The following is a 19,971-nucleotide window of genomic DNA, read 5'->3' on the forward strand; positions in this document are numbered from 1 at the left end:
CCGCTCAGGTCAACCCGGCGACGAATTCGCTCAGCAGCCGGTTCGCCGTCGCGGAGCTGTACAGGCGGTCGAAGTCGGCGCGCGCCACTCGATGCCGGAACTCCCCTCGGTGGGACGGATCGCCGGCGTCGTGGACGGTGTCGGCGAACCAGGTCGCGAAGGCCTGGTAGTTCCACACCTCGCGCAGACGGTCGTCGGAGTAGGCATCGAGCGGACCCGTGTCGCCCTCTTTGTGGTAGTGGATCAGCGCGTCGGCGAAGGCGTCTGCGTCGTACAGCGCGAGGTTCATTCCCTTGGCACGCAACGGCAGTAATTGTTTCTCCACGATCGCGCCCGTTGTGGCGAGTGGTTCACCGAAGCGCGTTTCGAGTTCGCTCCAGATCCGTTCGTCCGGCCAGTCTTCGGTGGTGTCCTCGAGCGGGCACTGGAGGTAGAACCGGCTCGCGCGCGGACCCCGGGCGAACCGGGCCGCGAATCCGCGCCGGTGGATCGCCATCACGGTCTGGTGGGTGGCGGGTACGTCGGCGAGGACGACCAGCCACGCGTAGCCGTATTCGTGGGTGTGGCGGGTGATCCTGTCCTCGGGGATGGCGGCGCGGGAGGCGCCGTGGTTGCCGTCGCATCCGGCGATGAAGGCTCCTTCGACGATCGACCCGTCGCCGAGCCGGACGCGTGGGCGCTCGCCGATGTCCTCCACGGAAACCTCGGTGTCGAACCGCAGGTCGCCTCCGTCCTCCTCGAACGCGGCGAGGAGGTTCCGGACGAGGACCTGTTGAGGGCAGAGCCTGCCTTCCCCGTGTTCTTCGACGGAGAGCGTCAGGGGCCTCGGCTGTCCGTCGACGCGGAAGCCGAGCGTCGGCTTGATGGGAGTCCCGCCGACCACGCGGTCTTCGAGGCCTCGTTTCCGGAAGACGCGCGTGGCCCTGGTGTCGATGACCCCGGCGCGCTGCCGTCGCTCGACGTACTCGCGGCCGCGCCGTTCGAACACGACACAAGGGATTCCCTCGCGCAGGAGGAAGTTGCCGAGCGCGAGTCCGGCTACGCCCGCTCCGACGATCAGGACGGGTCTGTGCTCGTTTCCTGTTGTCATGCTTCGAGTTTCGGCAGCACCACGGTTTGGGGCGAAGACGATCTCTGTACCTACTAGTATGTACGGCATGCATGCGATGCAGTACGAGATCACCCTCCCCGCCGACTACGACATGGGCATCATCCGCGACCGCGTCGCCACCCGCGGACATCTGCTCGACGACTTCGGCGGCCTGGGGCTGAAGGTCTACGGGATCCGTGAGCGCGGCGTCGACGGCTCGACGCTGAACCAGTACTCGCCGTTCTATCTGTGGCACGACGAAGCCGGGATGAACGCCTTCCTGTTCGGCGGACCGTTCAGCGGCATCGTCGAATCCTTCGGGCGTCCCGCAGTGCAGCACTGGACCGTGCTCGGCTTCGAGGAAGGGCCCGCGTTCGGCTCGTCCCCGGTCGCGGCGGGAAAGCACGCCGTACGGATCCCCGACGAAACCGACCCGGTGGCCTTCCTCGGCGAGGCACTCGACGGGCTCCGCGAGCACCTGCGCCAGGACGGCGCGCATTCGGGCGCGCTGGCCGTCGACCCGCGGACCTGGCAGGTCGTCCGCTACAGCCTGTGGGCGGACGAGGCACCGGAATCCGACGAGGTCCGGTATCAGATCCTCCACCTGTCCTCGCCGCACCTGGATGAGCTGCGGCGAGGACGGCAGTGGGATCAGCCGAGCAACGCGGCGAACAACGCGCCGGGATCGGCTTCGGGCGGACCGGCGGGCCACTGATCCCGGTACGGGTACCAGAGCCCGTCCTTGCCCAGCCGCACCTGCACCCCTGTCCCGTGAACGGTGCAGTGGTTGCGTTCGACGTCCAGTCCTTCGCCGGGATCGTCCACGACCTCGGCGAAGGCGGCCCGTGCCCGGCCCATCGCCTGCGACGGCGGCGACCACGCGGTCTCCAGGACGTCGAGACCGGCGCGGCCGCCGTGCCGCCACGCGAGTACCGCGCGGTCGAAGTCCTCACCGTGCTCGGCCGGGCGCAGCCTGTCCGCGGTCTCCGGGCGAGTGGCGGCGAGGCGGACGGCGTCCTGCTTGCGGGTGAGCTTCGGCTGCGACGCCAAGAGCGCACCGGCCATCTGTCGCGCGTTGTCGACCAGCAGGGCGAAGGCCTCGGCCGGGATCTCGGGCGCCCCGGGCACGGTCGGGCCTCCGCTGGGCGCGAACGCGGCGAGATCCGGCAACGGACCGGGCTCGACGGCATACGCCCGCTCGGCGTCGATGTCGTCGTCCCCGGTGCGCACGAACCGGGGCGCGTTGCGCCGCTGCAGCTCGTCGAGCAGCTCCCGCTCCCCCTTGCCGCGCATCAGCAACAGCACGAACGGGTCGGCGTCGAGCAGCCACGACGCCTGGAACGACAGCGCCGCGGCGTGACGGCACGGCAGCTCCCAGCCGGGGCAGTCGCAATCCGGATCGAGGTCACCGATCCCGGGCAGCAGATGCACCCCGGCGTCGTCGGCGGCCTCGACGAGGTCGTGCGGCATGTCCCGGTCCAGCAACGCGGCGAGATGCCCGGCACGCGAGGCGACCCGGTCGAGGAAGCGGTCCCACTCGTCACCGGTCAGCTCCGCGAGCCGGACCTCGGTGCGGTACTGACCCTCCTGATCGTCGACCACCGCGGCGATCCGCCCCGGGCTGACCGTGATCGGACCGACCCGGCCCGCCGCCGCGTACTTGCGGCCCTGTTTGAGCTGCCGCAGATCCAGCGCGGTGTCCTCCATCGCGCTGATCCACGCGCGACCCCACCACGAGCGGGCGAACTGACCTCGTCCACCTTGGGCGCCGAAAGCGGGGAAACCGCGGACGCGATCTTCAGGCGTGTTCATCGGCGGCTCCTCAACTCGACCAGATCGGCCAGCTCCTCGTCGGTCAGTTCGGTCAGGGCGGCCTCGCCGCCGGCGAGCACCGCGTCGGCGAGCGCACGCTTCTCCCGCAGCATCGCCGCGATGCGGTCCTCGACGGTGCCCTCGGCGATGAGCCGGTGCACCTGCACCGGCCGGGTCTGCCCGATCCGGTACGCGCGGTCGGTCGCCTGGTCCTCCACCGCGGGGTTCCACCAGCGGTCGTAATGCACGACGTGATCGGCGCGTGTCAGGTTGAGCCCGGTGCCCGCCGCCTTGAGCGACAACAGGAACACCGGCACCTCGCCGGCCTGGAAGCGGCGCACGAGATCCTCGCGTTTGGGCACCGGGGTGCCCCCGTGCAACAGCTGCGTGCCGATCCCGCGCTGCGCGAGATGACGTTCCAGCAGCCGTGCCATGGCGACGTACTGTGTGAACACCAGCACCGCGCCGTCCTCGGCGAGGATCGTGCCCAGCAGTTCGTCGAGCAGCTCGAGCTTGCCCGACCGGCCGTCCAGCACCGCGTCCGAGGGCTCCTTGAGGTACTGCGCGGGATGGTTGCAGATCTGTTTGAGCCCGGTGAGCAGTTTGACGATCCGGCCGCGGCGCGCGATGCCCTCGCTCCCGGCGATCTCGGCCATCAGCTCGCGCACCGTCGCCTCGTACAACGCCGCCTGCTCGGCCGTGAGCGTCACCGGCCGGTCGGTCTCGGTCTTGGCGGGCAGCTCCGGCGCGATCCCCGGATCGGATTTGCGGCGGCGCAGCAGGAAGGGGCGGACGAGCCGGGACAGCCGCTCCGCCGCGTCCGGGTCCTTCCCGGACTCGACCGGTTTCGCCCATACCCGACGGAAATCGGCCATGGTGCCGAGCAGGCCCGGTGTCGTCCAGTCGAGGATCGCCCACAGCTCGGCGAGGTTGTTCTCCACCGGGGTGCCCGTGAGCGCCACCCGCGCCGACGACGTCAGCGTCCGCAACGCCTTCGCCGTGCCGGAACGATGATTCTTGACGTGCTGGGCCTCGTCGGCCACCAGCAGTCCCCAGTGGACGGACCCCAGCGGTTCCGGGTCCACGCGCAGGGTGCCGTAGGTGGTGAGCACGAAGCCGTCGCCGAGGTCGTCGAGTGAGCGTTCGGTGCCGTGGAACCGCCGCACCGGGACACCGGGGGCGAACTTGGTGATCTCGCGTTCCCAGTTCCCCAGCAACGAGGCCGGGCAGACGACCAGCGTCGGACCGTCCGCGCGATGCAGATGCAGCGAGATCAGCGTGATCGTCTTGCCGAGACCCATGTCGTCGGCGAGACAGCCGCCGAGCCCGATCGAGGTCATGGCGGTGAGCCACTGCAGGCCGCGCATCTGGTAATCGCGCAAGGTCGCGGCCAGGCCTCGCGGCGGCGCCTGCGGCTCCGGCGGGGCGAGCAGCCGCTCCCGCAACGCGGCGAGCCAGCCGTCGGTGAGGACGTCGACGCGTTCACCGTCGATCTCGGTGGTCCCGCTCAGGGCGGCACCGAGCGCGTCGATCGGCGTGAGCGGCTTCAGCGCACGATCCCGCGCCTTTGCCGCGAGAGCCGGGTCGACGAGCACCCACTGATCGCGCAGGCGCACGACGGGACGGTGGGCCTCGGCCAGCGCGTCCATCTCGGCCGCGGTGAGCGGCGCACCGCCGAGGGCCAGCTGCCAGTCGAACCGCAGCAGCGTGCCGCCGGCGAAGAACGACGGAAGATCGGCGGGCGGGGCGTCACCGCCGCCGACGACGGCCTTCGCGCTCAGGTCGCGGGCGAGATCGGCGGGCCAGTGCACGTCGATACCCGCCGTGGCCAGCAGCGGCGCCGCGGTGGTGAGCAGTTCGGTGATGTCGGTGTCGCCGAGGACGACCTCGTCGGGGACCGCCGCGCCGAGCAGGGGTTCCAGCGGCGGCCACACCTGCGCGGCCCGGCGCAGCGCCAGCATCACGTCGATCCGCGCCCTCGGGCCGAACCGGTCGTCACCCGCCCAGAGCGCGGCGGCGTCGGCCAGGACACCGGGGTCGGCCAGGCTGTGCACCTGGACGACCCCGCTGAACCGGCCGATCGTGAAGTCGTCTCCCGGCGCTTCGATCCGTATCGAGACCCGGACCCCGGAATCCAGCCCGGCCGCGACCTCGGCCGCCCAGTCCCGCAGCTGCGGAACGCGGTGCGAAGGCGCGGCGGCGAACGCCTTCACCCCGGCCGCCTGAGCGGCGGCGGGCGTGCGGGGAAGGGTGTCGGCCACGGCGTCGAGGAACGCGCGCAGCAACGGATACCGCGCCGGCAGGAGATTTCCCTCGCCCGGGATCGCCCGCGCCCGCGCAGGCATCGCTTCGGACAGCTCGCGCAGCCAAGCGGCATCGGCCGGTTCCAGCGGGCCGGCGCGCCAGGCGTCCACATCGGACTCCGTGAGCCCGGGAAGCAGCCTGCCCGCCTCGGCGAGCTTCAACGCCGCCGCGGCGGCCGTGCTCCAGAAACGCGCGGAGTCGTCGTCGCTCTCCTTGAGACGCAGCAGCGCCGGAAGCGCCTCGGCCATCGGCAGCCGGACGCACGGCACCGTGGTGATCTCGGGGAGAGCGACCGTCACCTCCCCGGTCCCCGGCGTGTTCCCCTCGGCGTTCCAGAAGACGAATCCGCTGGTCCGAGGGGGATTCTTCAGTTCGAAAGCGACACTGCCGAAGCCGTCGTGAGACGCCACTCAACCCCAATCTCTGTACGGTGTACAGTTCAGGATAACACAACTCTGTACACCGTAGAGAGAACGTGATGACGGACGCGGACCACACCGGGGCGGGCGACCCACGGCGGACCATCGAACTGCTCTGGGGCGTGCGCGAGAAACCCCGCCGCGGCCCCAAGCCCAAGCTCACCGTCGACGAGATCGTCACCACCGCGATCGAGATCGCCGACACCGAGGGCATCACCTCGCTGTCGGTGCGCCGGGGCGCGGAAAAGCTCGGCGTCTCCCCCATGACGATCTACACCTACATCCACAGCCGCGCCGAACTGCTCGACCTGATGATGGACCGGGTCCACGGTGAGCTGACCGATCCCCCGGCCAGTCACGACTGGCGGGTCACGATGACGATCCTCGCCGAGGACGCCTGGGAGATGTACCACCGGCATCCCTGGATGCTCCAGCTCACCACCGGCCGTCTCCCGCTCGGCCCGCACACCTTCGCGAAGCATGAACGCGAGCTGAAGGCCGTCGACGCGATCGGGCTCACCGACCTGGAGATGGACGCCGTCGTGGCGATGGTCAACGGCTTCGTCCAGGGCATCGCACGCGGTTCGGTGGAATCGGCGAGTCTCGTGCGGCGCTCCGGCCTGACGGACATGGAGTGGTGGACGGCCAGCGCGCCCGTGCTCGCGGAGATCCCCGAAGCCGACGCCGGCCTGTTCCCGCTGGCGGCGCGCATCGGGCAGGCCGCCGGGGAGACCCACGGTGCGGCGAGCGCGCCGCTGCACACCTTCCGGTTCGGGCTGGCGCGGATCCTGGACGGGGTCGAGCAACTGGTCACCGGTGGTTCCGGGACCTCAGGGACCGAACTTCCCTCCTGAGCGTTCTCGCGTGCTTGAGTGGACGACACGCGTGATCCGACGGACGACACACGTGATTGGACGGACGTGTCGTCCCTCCGGTCACGCGAACCGCCCGAATCAGGCCGTGGCCGGGTCAGTCACCGCGGCGGCGCAGCCGGCGGTAGAGCAGCCACAGCACCAGCGCGACCGGCGTCAGGACCGCCCCGAACAGGATTCCCGCGAACATCCCGTACCCATGCGGATCCGACGACAGCCCCGTCGCGCTGAGCACCGCGCTGCCGACGAGCAGCACGATCACCGCCACGACAACGACGAACGCGCCGAGCACGACGCGTCGCACCACCGTCCGCGAGGCCGTCATGCCGGATCGGGAGTGCAGACGGTCAAGAACGACTTCCGGTTCTCGCGCTGCACGGCCGCCGCGTCCATCCACCCGCTCCGGCCGAACAGGTAGCTCCCAGCCGGATGCCCGGCCGACTCACGCAGCACCTGGGCGACGTCGGCCTTGGCACCGAACGCCTTCGGACCGTCGACGGCGATGCTGACCGAGCCCGCCTTCGTCCAGTCGTAGGCCGAGGGCAACGGTGTCCGGACCTGGAGACCACCGGCGTCCGAAGAGGAATCACCCAGCAGGTCCAGCCGCTCGACCCGCACGCCCGGCCGCGGCGCGGCCCACACCTGCTCCGTGCTGTTCTGCGTACCGGAGTCGAAGGTCAGGCGCAGACCGGTGACGCCCTCGCAGGGGGTGCCCGTCCACAGTTTCAAAACACCGCCATCGACGCGGAACCCGGCCTCCGGCGGCAGCGACGGCGCGAACTGCGCCTTGGTGTCACACGCCGCGGTCACCGCCACCACGAGCAAGGCGGCGCAGACCCGCTTAGTGATATCCGCCATCGGTGAGTCCCGCGTCTTCCTCGGTTTCGTTGCCTCCGGTGACCTTCTCCCACGCGTAGGAGGCGAGGAAGCCGGCATAGCCTTCGCGTGCCCATTGCTGGGAGTGGCGCTCCTCGTGGTGCAGCAACCGATCCAGGTCGAGCGAGCCCTGGGACGCGCCGTTGTCGTCCTCGTACCAGGCGTGCCCCGACTTCGCCACCTCGCGCAGCTGCTGCGCCGGATCCTTCGCGTCGTCGATGTTCAGCATGAACGTGTCGCCCCAGGCGGTCCCGCCCTGCTGGCTGAACTGATCCTGGATGAGGTTCCCGCCCAGACCCATCATCATGCCGTTCGGGGTGGTCGCCAGCCGCCCGCCGTTGCCGTGCACGAAACCCACATCGTCGTCGTAGCTCCAGGAGTTCTCCCGCTGCCGGTCGGTGATCCGCCGCAGTTCCTCGGATCCGTACGGTGTCGGCGCGAAGTCGGTCTTCTCGCCTCCGGCGCCGTAGTCGGTGCCCGCGTTGAGGATGTAGGTCATCCGCACCGCCTTGGCGGCGTCGTCCCCGCTGACGTCGGTCGGCATCAGGAAGTACGACTTGTAGGTCCCGTCGCCGTCCTCGTCCTCGCGGATCTCTTCCATCCCGTCGAGGACCTTGAAGTCCTCCGGCGTGATGTCGTGGTCGTCGGCGATCTTCTTGATGGTGTCGATCGATATGCCCCGTCGGACGGCGTTCTCGAGCCACTGCCGGTAGTGGCCGGACGCGGGTGGCCCGCTCAGCAGCCCGGCGTCGCGCAGCGCCTGCTCCATCTCGACCACACCGGCGTCGATCTGCCCGGCTTTCTTGGCGCCTGCCAGGTCGGTCGCCTCGTGGTCGCTGATCTGGCCGTCCTGCACGAGCCGCATCACCCGGGCGAGGGCGGCGTCGATGCTGTTCGCCGTGGTGAGGATCGCCTTGGATTCCTGCTCCAGCTGCTTCCGGATGGTCTCGCGGTGCCTCTGGGCTTCGGCTCGCTCTTCGGCCTCGAACCGTGACTTCGGCGGCGGGTCGGCGGGTTTGCCGTCCACGATCGCGCCGTCGGCGGCGACGCTGAACTGGTAGGAACCGGCGAGGGAATCGTTGTTGGCGACCCTGGTCTTCAGCGCGGACACGTCGTCCGACGCGTTCTGCAGGGCACGTTCGACGGCGGACAGTTCCGCGATCAGGATCTCGGCCTTGTTCCGGGTGTCGCCCAGCGAATCGCGGGCGCGCTCGCCCGCGGGCCCACGCCAGTCGGGCAGTTTCCTCGCGTCGTCGAGTTCGTCTTGCAGCCCGATGAGTTTGTCCCGGCGGCCACCCAGATTGGTGGCCGCCGCGTGGAGTGCCTCGGCGTCCCATTCGCGGACGTCGTCGTAGCCGACCGTCATCCCCCGAACGCCTCCTCCGCGGAGTTCTCGTTCTCGGAGTACGCCTTGGCGGCCTTGGTGATCGATTCGCTCCAGCGGTCGATCTCCCCGGCCCACCCCTTCGCCCGCTCGGTGCACGTCGACGCCAGCGTGGGCGCGCTCTTCGCGGCCTCCCCGCCCGGCAACGCCGTCGCTATCGCACCCAAGCCGGTGCCCGGTTCCACGGCTCTGGCCTGGTCCGCGGCGGAACCCGCCGCCTTGGCCGCGGCCCGCAGCTGACCGATCTCGACCTCGTACCCGCTCACAGCCCGTGCCCCCCAACCCTGGATGGTGAGCGGCACTCTACGTCAGCTCGGAACGCTCCACAGCCGATTCGCGCGAAGGGGTGGCAAGCCGCCGGACGACGTCGTCGTACCGCGCCTGATCGGCGGCTGCGCGGGCGTGTGCCCGCTCCAGCTCCTCGGCGAGAGCCGCCGCCCGGGCTTCGGCGAGGCTCCTGGCCGTGTGTTCTTCCGCGAGCGACGCCCGAAGCCCTGCCGAGTCCTTTTCGGACACCGCCGCCCGCGCCTTGGCCTCGTCGAGCCGGTCCTGCAGTGCCGCGCGCTCCGCGGACGCCCTGGCCAATGCCGTGTCGCGCTCGGCCAGCTCCGTGGTCAGCCGGGTCTTCTCCTCACGCAGCGTCCGGAGCTCGGCGACCAGCTCGTCACGGGCACGTTCCGCCGCGACGGTCGCGGCCTCCGCGGCACCGCGGGCTCGTTCGTGGGCGGCGACCTCGGCCCACGAACGCTGCCGGGTCTCCCCTGCGTCCTTCAAAGCCTGTTCGGCGGCGCGTTCCGCCTTGACCTTCGCCGCCTTGTCGTCGCGGGACGCGGCAACCGCGGTCGCGCGCGCCGTGTCTGCCTTCACCGCCGCCTGCTGAGCGTCCTCGGCCTCGCGCCGGGCCGCCGCCGCGTCGGTCTCCGCTTCGGTCACCCGGCCCAGCGCCGCCTCTCCGGCGTCGTCGAACCGCGAACGCATCGCGTCCAGCAGTTCCACGAGCGACGCCGCCGCCGGCGTGAACTCGTCGGCGATCCGGCGGACCTCCAGCAGCGGATCGGCCACGCTCGCCACCGCGGCGGCCCGCCGGGCCCGCGAGGCGGCGTCGGCGTGGGCCTTGCCGCAATAGGCCGAGGGACGGCCACCCTTGCGTTTCCCCTCGGCGTCCACCGCGGGAGGCGGCAAAGGATTCTCGCAGCCTTCCAGCGCGCACAGCCGGACCTCGTCGGCGTCCGTATCGATCACCGCAGCAGGGTAGCGCCGCCACCCCGCCGATAGGGTCGCTGACATGCGTGTCCTGTTCACCTTCGCCGGCGGCAACGGCCATCTCCGGCCGCTGCTCCCCCTCGCCCACGCGCTCGCCGGCGCGGGCCACACGATCGCGTTCACCGGCGAGCCGCTGATGGTCCCGGTCGTCGAGGCGACGGGGTTCACCGCGTTCCCGTCGGGGCCGAACCTCGGCAGTGACGGCGGCGGACTTCGCCCGTTGCTCCCCGTCGACAGGGACCGCGAGGACAGCGACCTCCGTGACGGTTTCGTCCGCCGCACCGCGCCCCAGCGGGCGAAGGACGTCATCGCGCTCTGCGAGGACTGGGAACCGGACCTGCTCGTGTGCGACGAAGCCGATCACGGCGCGATGATCGCCGCCGAACGCCTCGGCCTCCCGCATGCCACCGTCCTGGTGATCGCGGCGGGCGTTCTCATCCGCGCCGAACTGATCGACGACGCACTCAACGAGGTCCGCGCCGTCCACGGCCTCCCGCCGCGACGAAACCTGGAGATGGCGTACCGGCACCTCGTGCTTTCCCCGTTCCCCGCGAGCTTCCGCGACCCCCGGTTCCCGCTGCCGCCGACCGCGCGGACGTTCCACAGCCCCCTTCCCGGCCGTGGACCGGCGCCGGAGTGGCACGTCGAAGGCCGTCCCACCGTCTACTTCACCCTCGGCACGATCTTCAACACCGAATCCGGCGACCTGTTCGCCCGGGCACTGACAGGCCTGCGGGAGGTCGACGCGACCTGCGTGGTGACCGTCGGGAACCTCGTCGATCCCGCCGAGTTCGGCCCACAGCCCGAGCACATCCACCTCACGCGGTACCTGCCGCAGGACGACGTCCTCCCGTACTGCGACGCGGTCCTCAGCCACGGCGGTTCGGGCAGCCTGCTCGGCGCGCTCGCCCACGGGCTGCCGATGGTGCTGCTCCCGATGGGCGCCGACCAGCCCCACAACGGCGATCGGGTTACCGAACTCGGGCTCGGCGCCGTCCTCGACGTCATCGACGCGACACCGGGTGACATCCGCGACGCCGTGTCCACGGTGCTGAGGGAACCGTCCTACCGGGAGGCGGCCGGGCGGTTGCGGGACGAGATCACCGCGTACCCGGCGCCGGAGGAGATCGTGCCGCTGCTGAAAGGACTCCTCAGGTGACCACCGAACTCGACGCCGCGATCACGCGGGCGTTCCGCGAGGAATCGGGACAGGTCATCGCCACCTTGATCCGCGTCACCGGCGACTGGGACCTCGCCGAGGAATGCCTCCAAGAGGCGTTCGCGCTCGCGTTGCGCACCTGGCCACGCGACGGCGTCCCGGCGAAACCCGGCGCCTGGCTGACGACGGCGGCCCGCAACCGCGCCACCGACCGGATCCGGCGAGAGGCCGTCGGCGCGGCGAAACTGCGCGAAGCCGCCGAGCTGAACATCCTCGCCGAGCCGGATCGGGACGAGAGCGGCGTCCACGACGACCGGCTCCGGCTGATCTTCACCTGCTGCCACCCCGCACTGCCGCTCGAAGGGCAGGTCGCGCTCGCCTTGCGGACCCTGGCCGGGCTCACCACCGCCGAGATCGCCCGCGCCTTCCTCGTCTCCGAGGCGACGATGTCGCAGCGCCTGGTCCGGGTGAAACGGAAGATCCGCACGGCGGGCATCCCGTACCGCGTCCCACCCGCCGATCTGCTGCCCGAACGCACGGCCGCGGTGCTGGGGATGCTGTACCTGCTGTTCAACGAGGGCTACTCGGCCAGTGCCGGCACAGATCTGCTCAGGCCCGACCTGTCCGCGGAGGCCATCAGGCTCACGCGGATCCTCGCGAGCCTGATGCCGGGAGAGCCGGAGGTCCTCGGGCTGCTGGCCCTGCTGCTCCTGCACGACGCCCGCCGCGCCACCCGCGTCGACGCGCAGGGCACGCTCGTCTCGCTCGAAGACCAGGACCGCGGCGGCTGGAACACCGCCGAGATCGCCGAGGGCACGGAGTTGCTGGAGACCGCGCTCCGTCTCGGTGTCGCCGGGCAGTACCAGATCCAGGCCGCCATCGCCGCCTGCCACGCGACGGCCGCCCGCGCCTCCGACACCGACTGGGCGCAGATCGCCGCCCTCTACAGGGAACTGCTGCGGTTCGTACCCTCGCCCGTCGTCGAACTGAACCGCGCGGTCGCCGTCGCCATGGCCGAAGGGCCCGAGGCCGGGCTCGAACTGGTCGACAAGCTCACCGCGGACGGCGCTCTCCCCGGATACCACCTGCTTCCCGCGACCCGCGCGGACCTGCTCCGGCGGCTCGACCGGCTCGACGAGGCCGCCGGCGCGTACCGCGAGGCGCTCACGCTCGCCGGTACCGACGCCGAGCGCGCCTACCTGTCGGGCAAACTCGCCGAAATCTCCTGACTCCCGGCTGTCTGTCCGCGGCGTCACCGTTCGTCGGTGGGCGACAAGTCCGAAAAAGGAAGGGGTCATCCGATGGCCGTTCTCGACGTCCCCGGCGCCCGGCTGCACCACACCGTGACCGGCAGCGGCCCGGTTCTGCTGTGCATTCCCGGTGGCGCGGCTGATTCCGCGATGTTCGCGCCGATCGCGGGCCTGCTCGCGGAGCACTACACGGTGATCACCTACGACCCGCGCGGGATCTCCCGCAGCACGCTCGACGATCCGGACGGAGAGCAACGGATCGAGGACCACACCGGCGACGCGCTGCGCCTGCTCGACAGCGTGAGCACGGAACCGGCGGTGATCTTCGCGTCCAGTGGTGGCTGCATGCAGGCTTTCGACCTCGTCACCCGCCATCCCGGGCGGGTCAAGACGTTCCTGGCGCACGAACCGCCGCTGACGACCTTGCTGCCGGACCCATCCGACGTTGGCCCGGACGAACTGCAGCGCCTCCACCGCGAACAGGGCATCGAAGCGGCGATGGCGAAGTTCATGGCCGACGCCGGTTTCGAGATGGACTGGAGCGCGCTCCCGCCGGAGATGCGGAAGAACATGGAATTCTTCGTCGTGCACCTGATGAAGATGATCGGGGAGTTCACCCCGGACTACGAAGCGCTGAAGGCGTCGGAGACCCGGATCGTCGTCGGCGTCGGGAAGGACTCGGCCGGGCAGCCCGCGCACGAGGCGGCGGTGCTCGCGGCCGCCCGGCTCGGCGTGGAGCCGGTCTACTTCCCCGGTGACCACGGTGGTTTCGCGGCGGAGGCCGTCGCGTTCGCGCCTCAGCTTCTGGCGCTTCTCGACGCCTGATGTCAGGAAAGGGTCGTTCAAGACATCTTTGTCCTGAACGACCCTTTCCTGACACGTGTCAGGCGCGGACGTGCACGATCAGCCCGCCCACCAGAGCCCCGAAACCGCCGATCGCGGCCAAGGTCCGGACCAGATTCCACCGTTCCCAGACACCCTCGAACTTCGCCCGCAACGCCTCGAAGTCGGTGCCGTCGCCGTCGAAACCCGCTTCGAGCGCGTTGTTCAGCGGCACGTTGATCGCCATCGTCACGATCAGCATCACCAGCAGCAGGGCGAACCCCGCGATGAGCCACGGCAGCGCGGGCCGCAGTTCCGCCCTGAAATGCAGTGCCGCCGCGGCCGCCGCGAGCAACGGCGCGCCGCCGAAGCTCAGCGCGAACCAGCCGTTGAGGATCGCGATGTTGATCTCCCGCATCCCCGTCACATAGGTCCGGGCGTCCGCCCGCCCCAGCCCCGGCATCACCGAGCACGTGTACGCGTAGAACAAGCCGGCGATCAACCCCGCCGTGATGACGGCCGCGATCAGGACGATCTGGCTCAGCGTGGCCATTCCTGTCGCCTCCCTTCCGATTCCAGCTCGTTTCATCGATTCCAGACCCCAGTGGCCGCAGCTTTCGCGGCGTATTCGGAGAAGTCCCTCGCGGGCCTGCCCAGCACCCGCTCGACGTCGCCGGTGAGCGAGGAGTTCCGGCCGTCGAGGATGCGCGTGAACAGGTCGGTCAGGCCCTCGATCTCCTCCTCCGGCACGCCCTGTTCGGCCGCTCCCGCCGCGAATTCCGCGGCGGAGACCGGAACGTACCGGACATCCCGCCCGGAAGCCTTGCCGATTTCCGCCGCCGCGTCCGCGAAACCCAGCAACCGGGGGCCGGTCAGCTCGTAGACCTCGCCGTCGTGCCCGTCGGTGGTCAGCGCCGTCACCACCACGTCGACGATGTCCTCGACGTCGATGAACGGCTCGGTCACCGACCCGGCGGGCAGCACGATCTCCCCGGCGAGCACCGGTTCCAGCAGGAAGTGCTCGCTGAAGTTCTGCGCGAACCAGCTGGCCCGCACGACCGTCCACTCGGCACCGGAGTCCCGGACACCCTGTTCGCTGACCACGGCTTCCTCTTCGCCGCGGCCGGACAGCAGGACCAGCCGCCGCACCCCGTGGTCCACGGCCAGCTTGGAGAAGTCGCGGATCGCTTCGGCGGCACCGGGGAAGGCCAGGTCGGGGTAGTAGGTCAGGTAGGCGGCGCTGATCCCGGTGACCGCGGCCGTCCAGGTCGAAGGGTCGTTCCAGTCGAACACCGGCCGCGAGGCCTTCCGGACGCCGATCCCCAGATCGGTCAGCCGCTGCGCGACCCGGCTCCCCGTCTTGCCCGTCGCGCCGAGGACCAGGACCGTCTCGTTGTTCTTCGTGTTTGTCATGGCACTAGTCAAGCGCCTACGAATGAGACGCAACATAGCTCAAAGGCTCGGTTCCATGTTTCATCGTCTACACTTGCGCTATGGATCCCCTCGCCGGTCTGCTCGACGGACCCCGCGCCCGCGGCGCGTTCCTGCTGAAGTCGGTCATGACCCCGCCGTGGTCACTGCGGATCGAGGACGAGGCGCCGCTGACGGTGATGGCGCAGGTCCGCGGTGAGTCGTGGGTGGTGCCCGATCGCGGGGACGCGGTCCGCCTCGGCACCGGTGACATCGCCATCGCCCGCGGTCCGGACCCGTATCTCGTCGCGGACGACCCGGCCACCCCACCGCAGGCGATGATCCTGCCGGGACAGGAATGCCTGACGCCCGACGGGAAACACCTCACCGAGCTGTCGGATCTCGGCGTCCGCACCTGGGGCGACGACCCGGACGGCCCCGTCGTCCTGCTCACCGGCACCTATCCGCTCGAAGGCGAGATCAGCAAACGGCTCCTCAACGCGCTGCCGTCGCTGCTGGTCGTCCGGGACGACGAATGGGACAACCCGCTGGTGACGCTGCTCGCCGGCGAGATCGTCAAGGACACGCCCGGCCAGGAAGCCGTCCTGGATCGCGTGCTCGACCTGCTTTTGGTCGCCGCGCTGCGGACCTGGTTCGACCGGCCCGACGCCGCCGCACCCGCCTGGTATCGCGCGCACAGCGATCCGGTCGTCGGGCGCGCGCTGAAACTGTTGCAGCACAAGCCTTCCGAACCGTGGACCGTGGCGAGCCTCGCGGCCGACACCGGCGTGTCCCGGGCCGCGTTCGCCCGCCGGTTCACCGCCGCCGTCGGCGAACCGCCGATGGCCTACCTCGCGAGCTGGCGGATCGCGCTCGCCGCGGATCTCCTGCGCCAGCACCCCGACGTCACCATCGGCGCGGTCGCCCGGCAGGTCGGCTACGGCAGTTCGTTCGCGCTCAGCACCGCGTTCAAACGCGAACACGGTGTCAGCCCGCAGGGTTACCGCGCCGGGGTCGCGTAACGCTCGACCAGTTCCGCGCCGATCCGCGCGAGTTCCTCCTGGACCGACTCCGGGCCCAGTACGTCGATCATCGAACCCCAGCCCGCGAGCTGCTGCGCGATCATCCACGCCACCGGCGCCGACACCGTCACCCGCACACGCCCGTCTTCGAGCGTCTCCTCCACCCGTGCCTGCCGTCCGAAGTGGTCCTGGAGGATCGGCAGATGCCGCTCGGCGATGAGCACGGTCGCGTCCAGCCCCGAACGCCGTTGCTCGACCCGGTCGACCACCTGCTCCCACGCCCGCGACAGTTCGAAGTCGTCCGGCCGCCCCGCGGGCAGGTCGCTGACCTCGGCATCGGACATGCGATCGACGCGGAAGGTGCGCTGCCCCTTCTCGGTACCCGCGATGAGGTACCAGATGTCGTCCTTGTCCACGAGCCCCCACGGATCCACGACCCGCTCGACCGGCTCCACGCCCTTCTTCGCGTAGCCGAACCGAACCTTGCGGCGGCGCACGATCCCGGCCTGCAGCACGGTGAGCAACTCGGGCCGTTCCTTCTCCCGCTCACCCCACCGCGACGGATCGATGACGACCGCGTCCGCGGCGGCCTGCGCGTCGGCGCGGAACGTGTCCGGCAGGGCCCGGACCAGCTTCCGCAGCGCGGATTTCACCTCGGGCGAGATCGACGCGGCCGGACCGGCGAGCAGGAACAGCGCCTGGGCCTCCGAAGCGGACAGTCCACTGAGGTCGGTCCGCGCGCCGCCGACGAGCGACCAGCCGCCGCCCCGGCCGGGCTGCGGGTACACCGGGACACCCGCCGACGACAACGCCTCGAGGTCACGCCGCGCGGTGGCGACCGAGATCTCCAGTTCGTCCGCCAGTTCGGAAGCCGTGACGCGGCCACGCGCCTGCATCAGCAGGAGGGTGGCCACCAGGCGATCGGCACGCATGGCGCCCAGTCTCGCAGGCAAACCGCTCATCCGGTGAACACTTTGTGGCGCGGACTTGACCTTCACATCGATGTCAGGCCCTACGGTCGGCGCACCCACTCAGAAGGAGAAGCACATGGCAGGCGCAGTGATCATCGGCGCGGGACCGGGTATCGGCCGCTCGGTCGCGCACCGCTTCGCCAAGGAAGGGCTGCCGATCACCTTGCTGGCCCGCCGTTCGGCGACCCTGGAACCGCTGGCCGCCGAACTCGGGACCGCGGTGGCACTCACCGCCGACGTCACCGACGAGGCTTCCCTCAAGGCCGCTCTCGACACCGCGGTGCGGGAACACGGCGAGCCTGACGTCGTGGTCTACAACGCGGCGATCATCCAGGCCGACGCCCCCGGCGAGCTGTCCGTCGAACGGCATCTCGCGGCGTGGTCGGTCAACGTCATCGGAGCGATCACCACCGCGGCGCACGTCGCGCCGGGGATGGCGGAGCGCGGATCGGGCACGATCATCGTGACCGGCGGGATGCCGGAAGCCGTACCCGCCTACACGAGCCTCTCGCTCGGGAAAGCGGGCGTGCGGGCGCTGGTTTCCCTGCTGGACAAGGAATTCGGCCCCTCAGGAGTGCACGTCGCCACGGTGACCGTCGCCGGACCCGTCGCGAAAGGAACCCCGTTCGACCCCGACGACATCGCCGAGCACTACTGGCGGCTGCACACGCAGCCGCGAGAAGACTGGGAGCAGGAGATCGTCCACACGGCGTAGCAGGCCTACCAGTGCGCCGGATGGGAAAGCGAGTCCGGCAGTTTCGTCGTCGCGTCGCCCTTCGCCGCGTCCAGTTGCGACTGGAGGAGGAAGAGCGTGTCACGGAAGTCCGCGCCGCGGATGTCGGCGTCACGCAGGTCCGCCCCGGTGACGTCGGCCTGCCGGAGATCGGCCCCCCGCAGGTCCGCGCCGATCAGATACGCCCCGCGCAGCAGCGCGCCGCGCAGGTTCGATCCCTTGAGCTTCGCGCCGATGAGGTCGGCGCCGCGCCGGTCCTTCTTCTTGCCCGGCACGGCGGCGCGGGCGAGCTCGCTCGCGCGCAGCAGCAGCCCGTTCACCGCGCCCCGATGCGAATGGACGTCCAGTTTTCGCAGCACGCCGGGCGTGTCCAGCGTCATCCGCTCGGTCCGGTCGATCATCTCGGCCAGGTCGTCACGGATGGGCGCGGACGTCGGCAGCGAGGCCGCCTCGGTCAGGTAGTAGAGCAGCTCCTGCAGATCCCGCATCACCGGGAAGACCGCGAACATCGTCTTGGCCGTCTTCGGTGACTTGCGCCAGTCCTCGCCGTCGAAGGTGACCTGGGAGACCTTCTGGCCCGCGCCGAAGCAGTCGTAGACCGTGCAGCCGGTGAAGCCCTTCTTGCGGAGCTTGTCGTGGATTCCGCACCCGGAGTCCTCGCGCAGGTTCGGGCACGCCTGGCCCGCCGGTTTGGTGATCGCGAAATCGGCCGACGCCGCGAAGGCCGGGACGACACAGCACAGGCCGAAGCAGTTCTCGCAGTCGGCTCGCAGGCTGGAAAGGGCTGGCACGGTGGTTCGGACTCCAGAAGCTCGGCAAGGTGTTCCAGCCACAGGGTACGGAGCACACTTTCCGTGCAGGGCACCCGCCGCCAATGGCCGCCAGACGAAGGTCGGGTCCTGCCCCATTCAGTCGATTCGGACATGTCATGCGCTCAATAACCTCGATCCCCGTGGGAATCGGCAGGTGCCGTCCCATGCGGTCGAGCTGGACCGCCTTTCCGCCGCTGTGGTCTTGACCGGCCGGTCCCCTGCGAACGACAGGACGAACACATGCGAGAGACGAGACAAGCGCGTTGGCTGTCACGTGCCGGGATGGCGAGCGCGGTCGCGGTGGCGATCAGCGTGACCGCTGCTCCCGCCCAAGCCGCCGAAGGACAGATCCTCGCCGCGGGATCCGCCGAAGCGATCCCGAACAGCTACATCGTCACGCTGAAGGACACCGGCGTCGTGGGCGCGCTGGCGAACCGCTTCGGCGCGAAGGTGGAGCAGGTCTACAGCAACTCGCTCAAGGGCTTCTCCGCGACACTGTCGGAGCGGCAGGCCAAGCGCCTCGCCGCCGACCCGTCGGTGGCGTCGGTCGAGCAGAACCAGGTCGTCCACGCGGACGCGACCCAGACCAACCCGCCGTCCTGGGGCCTCGACCGCGTCGACCAGCGCAACCTGCCGCTCGACAACAAGTACAGCTACACCAGCACCGGCGCGGGCGTGAACGTCTACGTCATCGACACCGGCGTGCGGATCAGCCACCAGACCTTCGGCGGCCGCGCCCGCAACGGCTACGACTTCGTCGACAACGACGCCGTCGCGCAGGACGGCAACGGCCACGGCACCCACGTCGCCGGCACCATCGCCGGTTCGCAGTACGGCATCGCCAAGGGCGCGACCGTCTACGGCGTCCGCGTGCTCAACAACTCCGGCAGCGGCACCACCGCCGGGGTCATCGCGGGTATCGACTGGGTCACCAAGAACCACGTCAAACCGGCCGCGGCCAACATGAGCCTCGGCGGCGGTGCCTCCAGCACGCTCGACGACGCCGTCCGCCGGTCGATCGCCGCGGGCGTCACCTACGGCGTGGCCGCCGGGAATTCCAACTCGAACGCGTCGGGCTTCTCCCCCGCCCGCGTGACCCAGGCGATCACCGTCGGCTCGTCCACCAACACCGACGCGCGCTCCAGCTTCTCCAACTACGGCAGCGTCGTGGACATCTTCGCGCCGGGCACGAACATCACGTCGTCGTGGAACACCAACGACACCGCGACGAAGACCATCAGCGGCACCTCGATGGCGACCCCGCACGTGGTCGGCGTCGCGGCCCGCTACCTGCAGAACAACAAGAGCGCCACGCCCGCGCAGGTGGCCACCGCGCTGATCAACGCGGCCACTCCGGGCAAGGTGACCAACCCGGGCTCCGGTTCCCCGAACCGGCTCCTGTACTGGTCGCCGACCGCGTGACCTGAGGCCTCGTGAGTGGTAAGGACGGTTCTAACCGTCCTTACCACTCACGAGGGGAGGTTCGGGGACAGTGGACGTCCCGAATCCTCCACGCTCGACCGTGCCGCGGTGGGTAGGCGAATCCACAGAGGGCACCTTCCGGGCGGCACATGCCTGCTTTGTGCCTATAAGTCCAGTTTTGCGCGGGGTCGTGAGTGGCAAAGAGGGTTAGAACGACCATCGCCACTCACGACCCGCGGGCAATACTGCGCAAAGTGCCCGAATCGGGCGCTTTGATCTCGAAGAGTGACCTTTTTGGACAGTCCAATGGGCGTGCTAGGCATCGGTGGCGAGCCACCACTCACGAGACG

The 19,971-nt window shown here is 70.0% G+C and carries 20 protein-coding genes; 8 read left to right on the forward strand and 12 right to left on the reverse strand.

The window, feature by feature from the left end; translation table 11 throughout:
• Positions 1–4: 4 nt before the first annotated feature.
• On the reverse strand, positions 5–1,090 hold the full coding sequence (locus ACSMFO_RS03170) for an FAD-dependent monooxygenase (protein ID WP_436456832.1): 1,086 nt from the start codon (positions 1,088–1,090) through the stop codon (positions 5–7).
• Between the two features lie 67 nt (positions 1,091–1,157).
• Here ACSMFO_RS03170 and ACSMFO_RS03175 point away from each other — a divergent pair, with 67 nt between their 5' ends.
• Positions 1,158–1,805, forward strand: a complete 648-nt coding sequence (locus ACSMFO_RS03175; protein ID WP_436456833.1) for a DUF4865 family protein — start codon at positions 1,158–1,160, stop codon at positions 1,803–1,805.
• Here the strand turns inward: ACSMFO_RS03175 and ACSMFO_RS03180 are convergent.
• Both ACSMFO_RS03180 and ACSMFO_RS03185 read right to left on the reverse strand, forming a co-directional pair.
• The gene (locus tag ACSMFO_RS03180) at positions 1,742–2,902 is read right to left on the reverse strand and encodes an SWIM zinc finger family protein (protein WP_436456834.1); all 1,161 of its coding nucleotides are present in this window, start codon (positions 2,900–2,902) and stop codon (positions 1,742–1,744) included. The genes ACSMFO_RS03175 and ACSMFO_RS03180 overlap by 64 nt on opposite strands.
• On the reverse strand, positions 2,899–5,616 hold the full coding sequence (locus ACSMFO_RS03185; RefSeq protein ID WP_436456835.1) for a DEAD/DEAH box helicase: 2,718 nt from the start codon (positions 5,614–5,616) through the stop codon (positions 2,899–2,901). The genes ACSMFO_RS03180 and ACSMFO_RS03185 overlap by 4 nt, the downstream gene beginning before the upstream one ends.
• 68 nt (positions 5,617–5,684) lie before the next feature.
• Between ACSMFO_RS03185 and ACSMFO_RS03190 the strand changes: the two genes are divergently transcribed.
• Positions 5,685–6,479 (forward strand): TetR/AcrR family transcriptional regulator C-terminal domain-containing protein, encoded by a 795-nt coding sequence (locus ACSMFO_RS03190; protein ID WP_436456836.1) that lies wholly within the window; start codon positions 5,685–5,687, stop codon positions 6,477–6,479.
• Between the two features lie 115 nt (positions 6,480–6,594).
• On the opposite strand, the gene ACSMFO_RS03195 is transcribed toward ACSMFO_RS03190, so the two are convergent.
• The 5 genes from ACSMFO_RS03195 to ACSMFO_RS03215 are packed head-to-tail and all read right to left on the reverse strand — an operon-like array spanning position 6,595 to position 9,999.
• Positions 6,595–6,822: a hypothetical protein gene (locus tag ACSMFO_RS03195; protein WP_436456837.1), complete on the reverse strand. Its 228-nt coding sequence runs from the start codon at positions 6,820–6,822 to the stop codon at positions 6,595–6,597.
• Complete coding sequence (locus ACSMFO_RS03200; RefSeq protein WP_436456838.1) at positions 6,819–7,355, reverse strand: hypothetical protein; 537 nt, start codon at positions 7,353–7,355, stop codon at positions 6,819–6,821. The genes ACSMFO_RS03195 and ACSMFO_RS03200 overlap by 4 nt, the downstream gene beginning before the upstream one ends.
• Positions 7,339–8,739, reverse strand: a complete 1,401-nt coding sequence (locus ACSMFO_RS03205; protein ID WP_436456839.1) for a WXG100 family type VII secretion target — start codon at positions 8,737–8,739, stop codon at positions 7,339–7,341. Before ACSMFO_RS03205 ends, ACSMFO_RS03200 begins: the two co-directional genes overlap by 17 nt.
• Complete coding sequence (locus ACSMFO_RS03210) at positions 8,736–9,023, reverse strand: hypothetical protein (protein WP_016334296.1); 288 nt, start codon at positions 9,021–9,023, stop codon at positions 8,736–8,738. The genes ACSMFO_RS03205 and ACSMFO_RS03210 overlap by 4 nt, the downstream gene beginning before the upstream one ends.
• Positions 9,024–9,060: 37 nt before the next feature.
• Positions 9,061–9,999 (reverse strand): hypothetical protein, encoded by a 939-nt coding sequence (locus ACSMFO_RS03215; RefSeq protein ID WP_436456840.1) that lies wholly within the window; start codon positions 9,997–9,999, stop codon positions 9,061–9,063.
• A 43-nt stretch (positions 10,000–10,042) separates the two neighbouring features.
• On the opposite strand from ACSMFO_RS03215, the gene ACSMFO_RS03220 reads away from it, so the two are divergent.
• The 3 genes from ACSMFO_RS03220 (at position 10,043) to ACSMFO_RS03230 (ending at position 13,254) form a co-directional block, all read left to right on the forward strand.
• Positions 10,043–11,179 carry a glycosyltransferase gene (locus ACSMFO_RS03220; RefSeq protein ID WP_436456841.1) on the forward strand — a complete coding sequence of 379 codons (1,137 nt, stop codon included), beginning with the start codon at positions 10,043–10,045 and terminating at the stop codon, positions 11,177–11,179.
• Positions 11,176–12,408: an RNA polymerase sigma factor gene (locus ACSMFO_RS03225; RefSeq protein WP_436456842.1), complete on the forward strand. Its 1,233-nt coding sequence runs from the start codon at positions 11,176–11,178 to the stop codon at positions 12,406–12,408. Before ACSMFO_RS03220 ends, ACSMFO_RS03225 begins: the two co-directional genes overlap by 4 nt.
• 72 nt (positions 12,409–12,480) lie before the next feature.
• Positions 12,481–13,254 (forward strand): alpha/beta fold hydrolase, encoded by a 774-nt coding sequence (locus ACSMFO_RS03230; protein ID WP_436456843.1) that lies wholly within the window; start codon positions 12,481–12,483, stop codon positions 13,252–13,254.
• A gap of 58 nt (positions 13,255–13,312) precedes the next feature.
• On the opposite strand, the gene ACSMFO_RS03235 is transcribed toward ACSMFO_RS03230, so the two are convergent.
• Together ACSMFO_RS03235 and ACSMFO_RS03240 are read right to left on the reverse strand one after the other, a co-directional pair.
• A complete protein-coding gene (locus tag ACSMFO_RS03235) occupies positions 13,313–13,804 on the reverse strand; it encodes an anthrone oxygenase family protein (RefSeq protein WP_037338022.1) in 492 nt (163 codons plus the stop codon).
• A gap of 32 nt (positions 13,805–13,836) precedes the next feature.
• Positions 13,837–14,664, reverse strand: a complete 828-nt coding sequence (locus ACSMFO_RS03240) for an NmrA family transcriptional regulator (RefSeq protein WP_436456844.1) — start codon at positions 14,662–14,664, stop codon at positions 13,837–13,839.
• An 80-nt stretch (positions 14,665–14,744) separates the two neighbouring features.
• On the opposite strand from ACSMFO_RS03240, the gene ACSMFO_RS03245 reads away from it, so the two are divergent.
• Complete coding sequence (locus tag ACSMFO_RS03245) at positions 14,745–15,683, forward strand: AraC family transcriptional regulator (RefSeq protein WP_350594061.1); 939 nt, start codon at positions 14,745–14,747, stop codon at positions 15,681–15,683.
• Here the strand turns inward: ACSMFO_RS03245 and ACSMFO_RS03250 are convergent.
• Positions 15,662–16,615 (reverse strand): helix-turn-helix transcriptional regulator, encoded by a 954-nt coding sequence (locus ACSMFO_RS03250; RefSeq protein ID WP_436456845.1) that lies wholly within the window; start codon positions 16,613–16,615, stop codon positions 15,662–15,664. The genes ACSMFO_RS03245 and ACSMFO_RS03250 overlap by 22 nt on opposite strands.
• Positions 16,616–16,730: 115 nt before the next feature.
• On the opposite strand from ACSMFO_RS03250, the gene ACSMFO_RS03255 reads away from it, so the two are divergent.
• The gene (locus ACSMFO_RS03255) at positions 16,731–17,369 is read left to right on the forward strand and encodes an SDR family NAD(P)-dependent oxidoreductase (protein ID WP_436456846.1); all 639 of its coding nucleotides are present in this window, start codon (positions 16,731–16,733) and stop codon (positions 17,367–17,369) included.
• A 5-nt stretch (positions 17,370–17,374) separates the two neighbouring features.
• Here ACSMFO_RS03255 and ACSMFO_RS03260 read toward each other — a convergent pair whose 3' ends face one another.
• Positions 17,375–18,178, reverse strand: a complete 804-nt coding sequence (locus ACSMFO_RS03260) for a pentapeptide repeat-containing protein (protein ID WP_436456847.1) — start codon at positions 18,176–18,178, stop codon at positions 17,375–17,377.
• A gap of 261 nt (positions 18,179–18,439) precedes the next feature.
• On the opposite strand from ACSMFO_RS03260, the gene ACSMFO_RS03265 reads away from it, so the two are divergent.
• Entirely contained in the window at positions 18,440–19,621 is a 1,182-nt protein-coding gene (locus ACSMFO_RS03265) for a S8 family peptidase (RefSeq protein ID WP_360131917.1), read from the forward strand.
• Positions 19,622–19,971 lie beyond the last annotated feature (350 nt).

Source organism: Amycolatopsis sp. w19 (assembly GCF_051373225.1).
Taxonomy (GTDB): domain Bacteria; phylum Actinomycetota; class Actinomycetes; order Mycobacteriales; family Pseudonocardiaceae; genus Amycolatopsis; species Amycolatopsis japonica.

What these genes read in the sequence shown, in the direction of transcription:
- ACSMFO_RS03170 (WP_436456832.1), bottom strand. Translation starts at nt 1,090, where the DNA reads ATGACAACAGGAAACGAGCACAGACCCGTCCTGATCGTCGGAGCGGGC.
- ACSMFO_RS03175 (WP_436456833.1), top strand. Translation starts at nt 1,158, where the DNA reads ATGCATGCGATGCAGTACGAGATCACCCTCCCCGCCGACTACGACATG.
- ACSMFO_RS03180 (WP_436456834.1), bottom strand. Translation starts at nt 2,902, where the DNA reads ATGAACACGCCTGAAGATCGCGTCCGCGGTTTCCCCGCTTTCGGCGCC.
- ACSMFO_RS03190 (WP_436456836.1), top strand. Translation starts at nt 5,685, where the DNA reads ATGACGGACGCGGACCACACCGGGGCGGGCGACCCACGGCGGACCATC.
- ACSMFO_RS03195 (WP_436456837.1), bottom strand. Translation starts at nt 6,822, where the DNA reads ATGACGGCCTCGCGGACGGTGGTGCGACGCGTCGTGCTCGGCGCGTTC.
- ACSMFO_RS03200 (WP_436456838.1), bottom strand. Translation starts at nt 7,355, where the DNA reads ATGGCGGATATCACTAAGCGGGTCTGCGCCGCCTTGCTCGTGGTGGCG.
- ACSMFO_RS03205 (WP_436456839.1), bottom strand. Translation starts at nt 8,739, where the DNA reads ATGACGGTCGGCTACGACGACGTCCGCGAATGGGACGCCGAGGCACTC.
- ACSMFO_RS03220 (WP_436456841.1), top strand. Translation starts at nt 10,043, where the DNA reads ATGCGTGTCCTGTTCACCTTCGCCGGCGGCAACGGCCATCTCCGGCCG.
- ACSMFO_RS03230 (WP_436456843.1), top strand. Translation starts at nt 12,481, where the DNA reads ATGGCCGTTCTCGACGTCCCCGGCGCCCGGCTGCACCACACCGTGACC.
- ACSMFO_RS03235 (WP_037338022.1), bottom strand. Translation starts at nt 13,804, where the DNA reads ATGGCCACGCTGAGCCAGATCGTCCTGATCGCGGCCGTCATCACGGCG.
- ACSMFO_RS03240 (WP_436456844.1), bottom strand. Translation starts at nt 14,664, where the DNA reads ATGACAAACACGAAGAACAACGAGACGGTCCTGGTCCTCGGCGCGACG.
- ACSMFO_RS03245 (WP_350594061.1), top strand. Translation starts at nt 14,745, where the DNA reads ATGGATCCCCTCGCCGGTCTGCTCGACGGACCCCGCGCCCGCGGCGCG.
- ACSMFO_RS03250 (WP_436456845.1), bottom strand. Translation starts at nt 16,615, where the DNA reads ATGCGTGCCGATCGCCTGGTGGCCACCCTCCTGCTGATGCAGGCGCGT.
- ACSMFO_RS03255 (WP_436456846.1), top strand. Translation starts at nt 16,731, where the DNA reads ATGGCAGGCGCAGTGATCATCGGCGCGGGACCGGGTATCGGCCGCTCG.
- ACSMFO_RS03265 (WP_360131917.1), top strand. Translation starts at nt 18,440, where the DNA reads ATGCGAGAGACGAGACAAGCGCGTTGGCTGTCACGTGCCGGGATGGCG.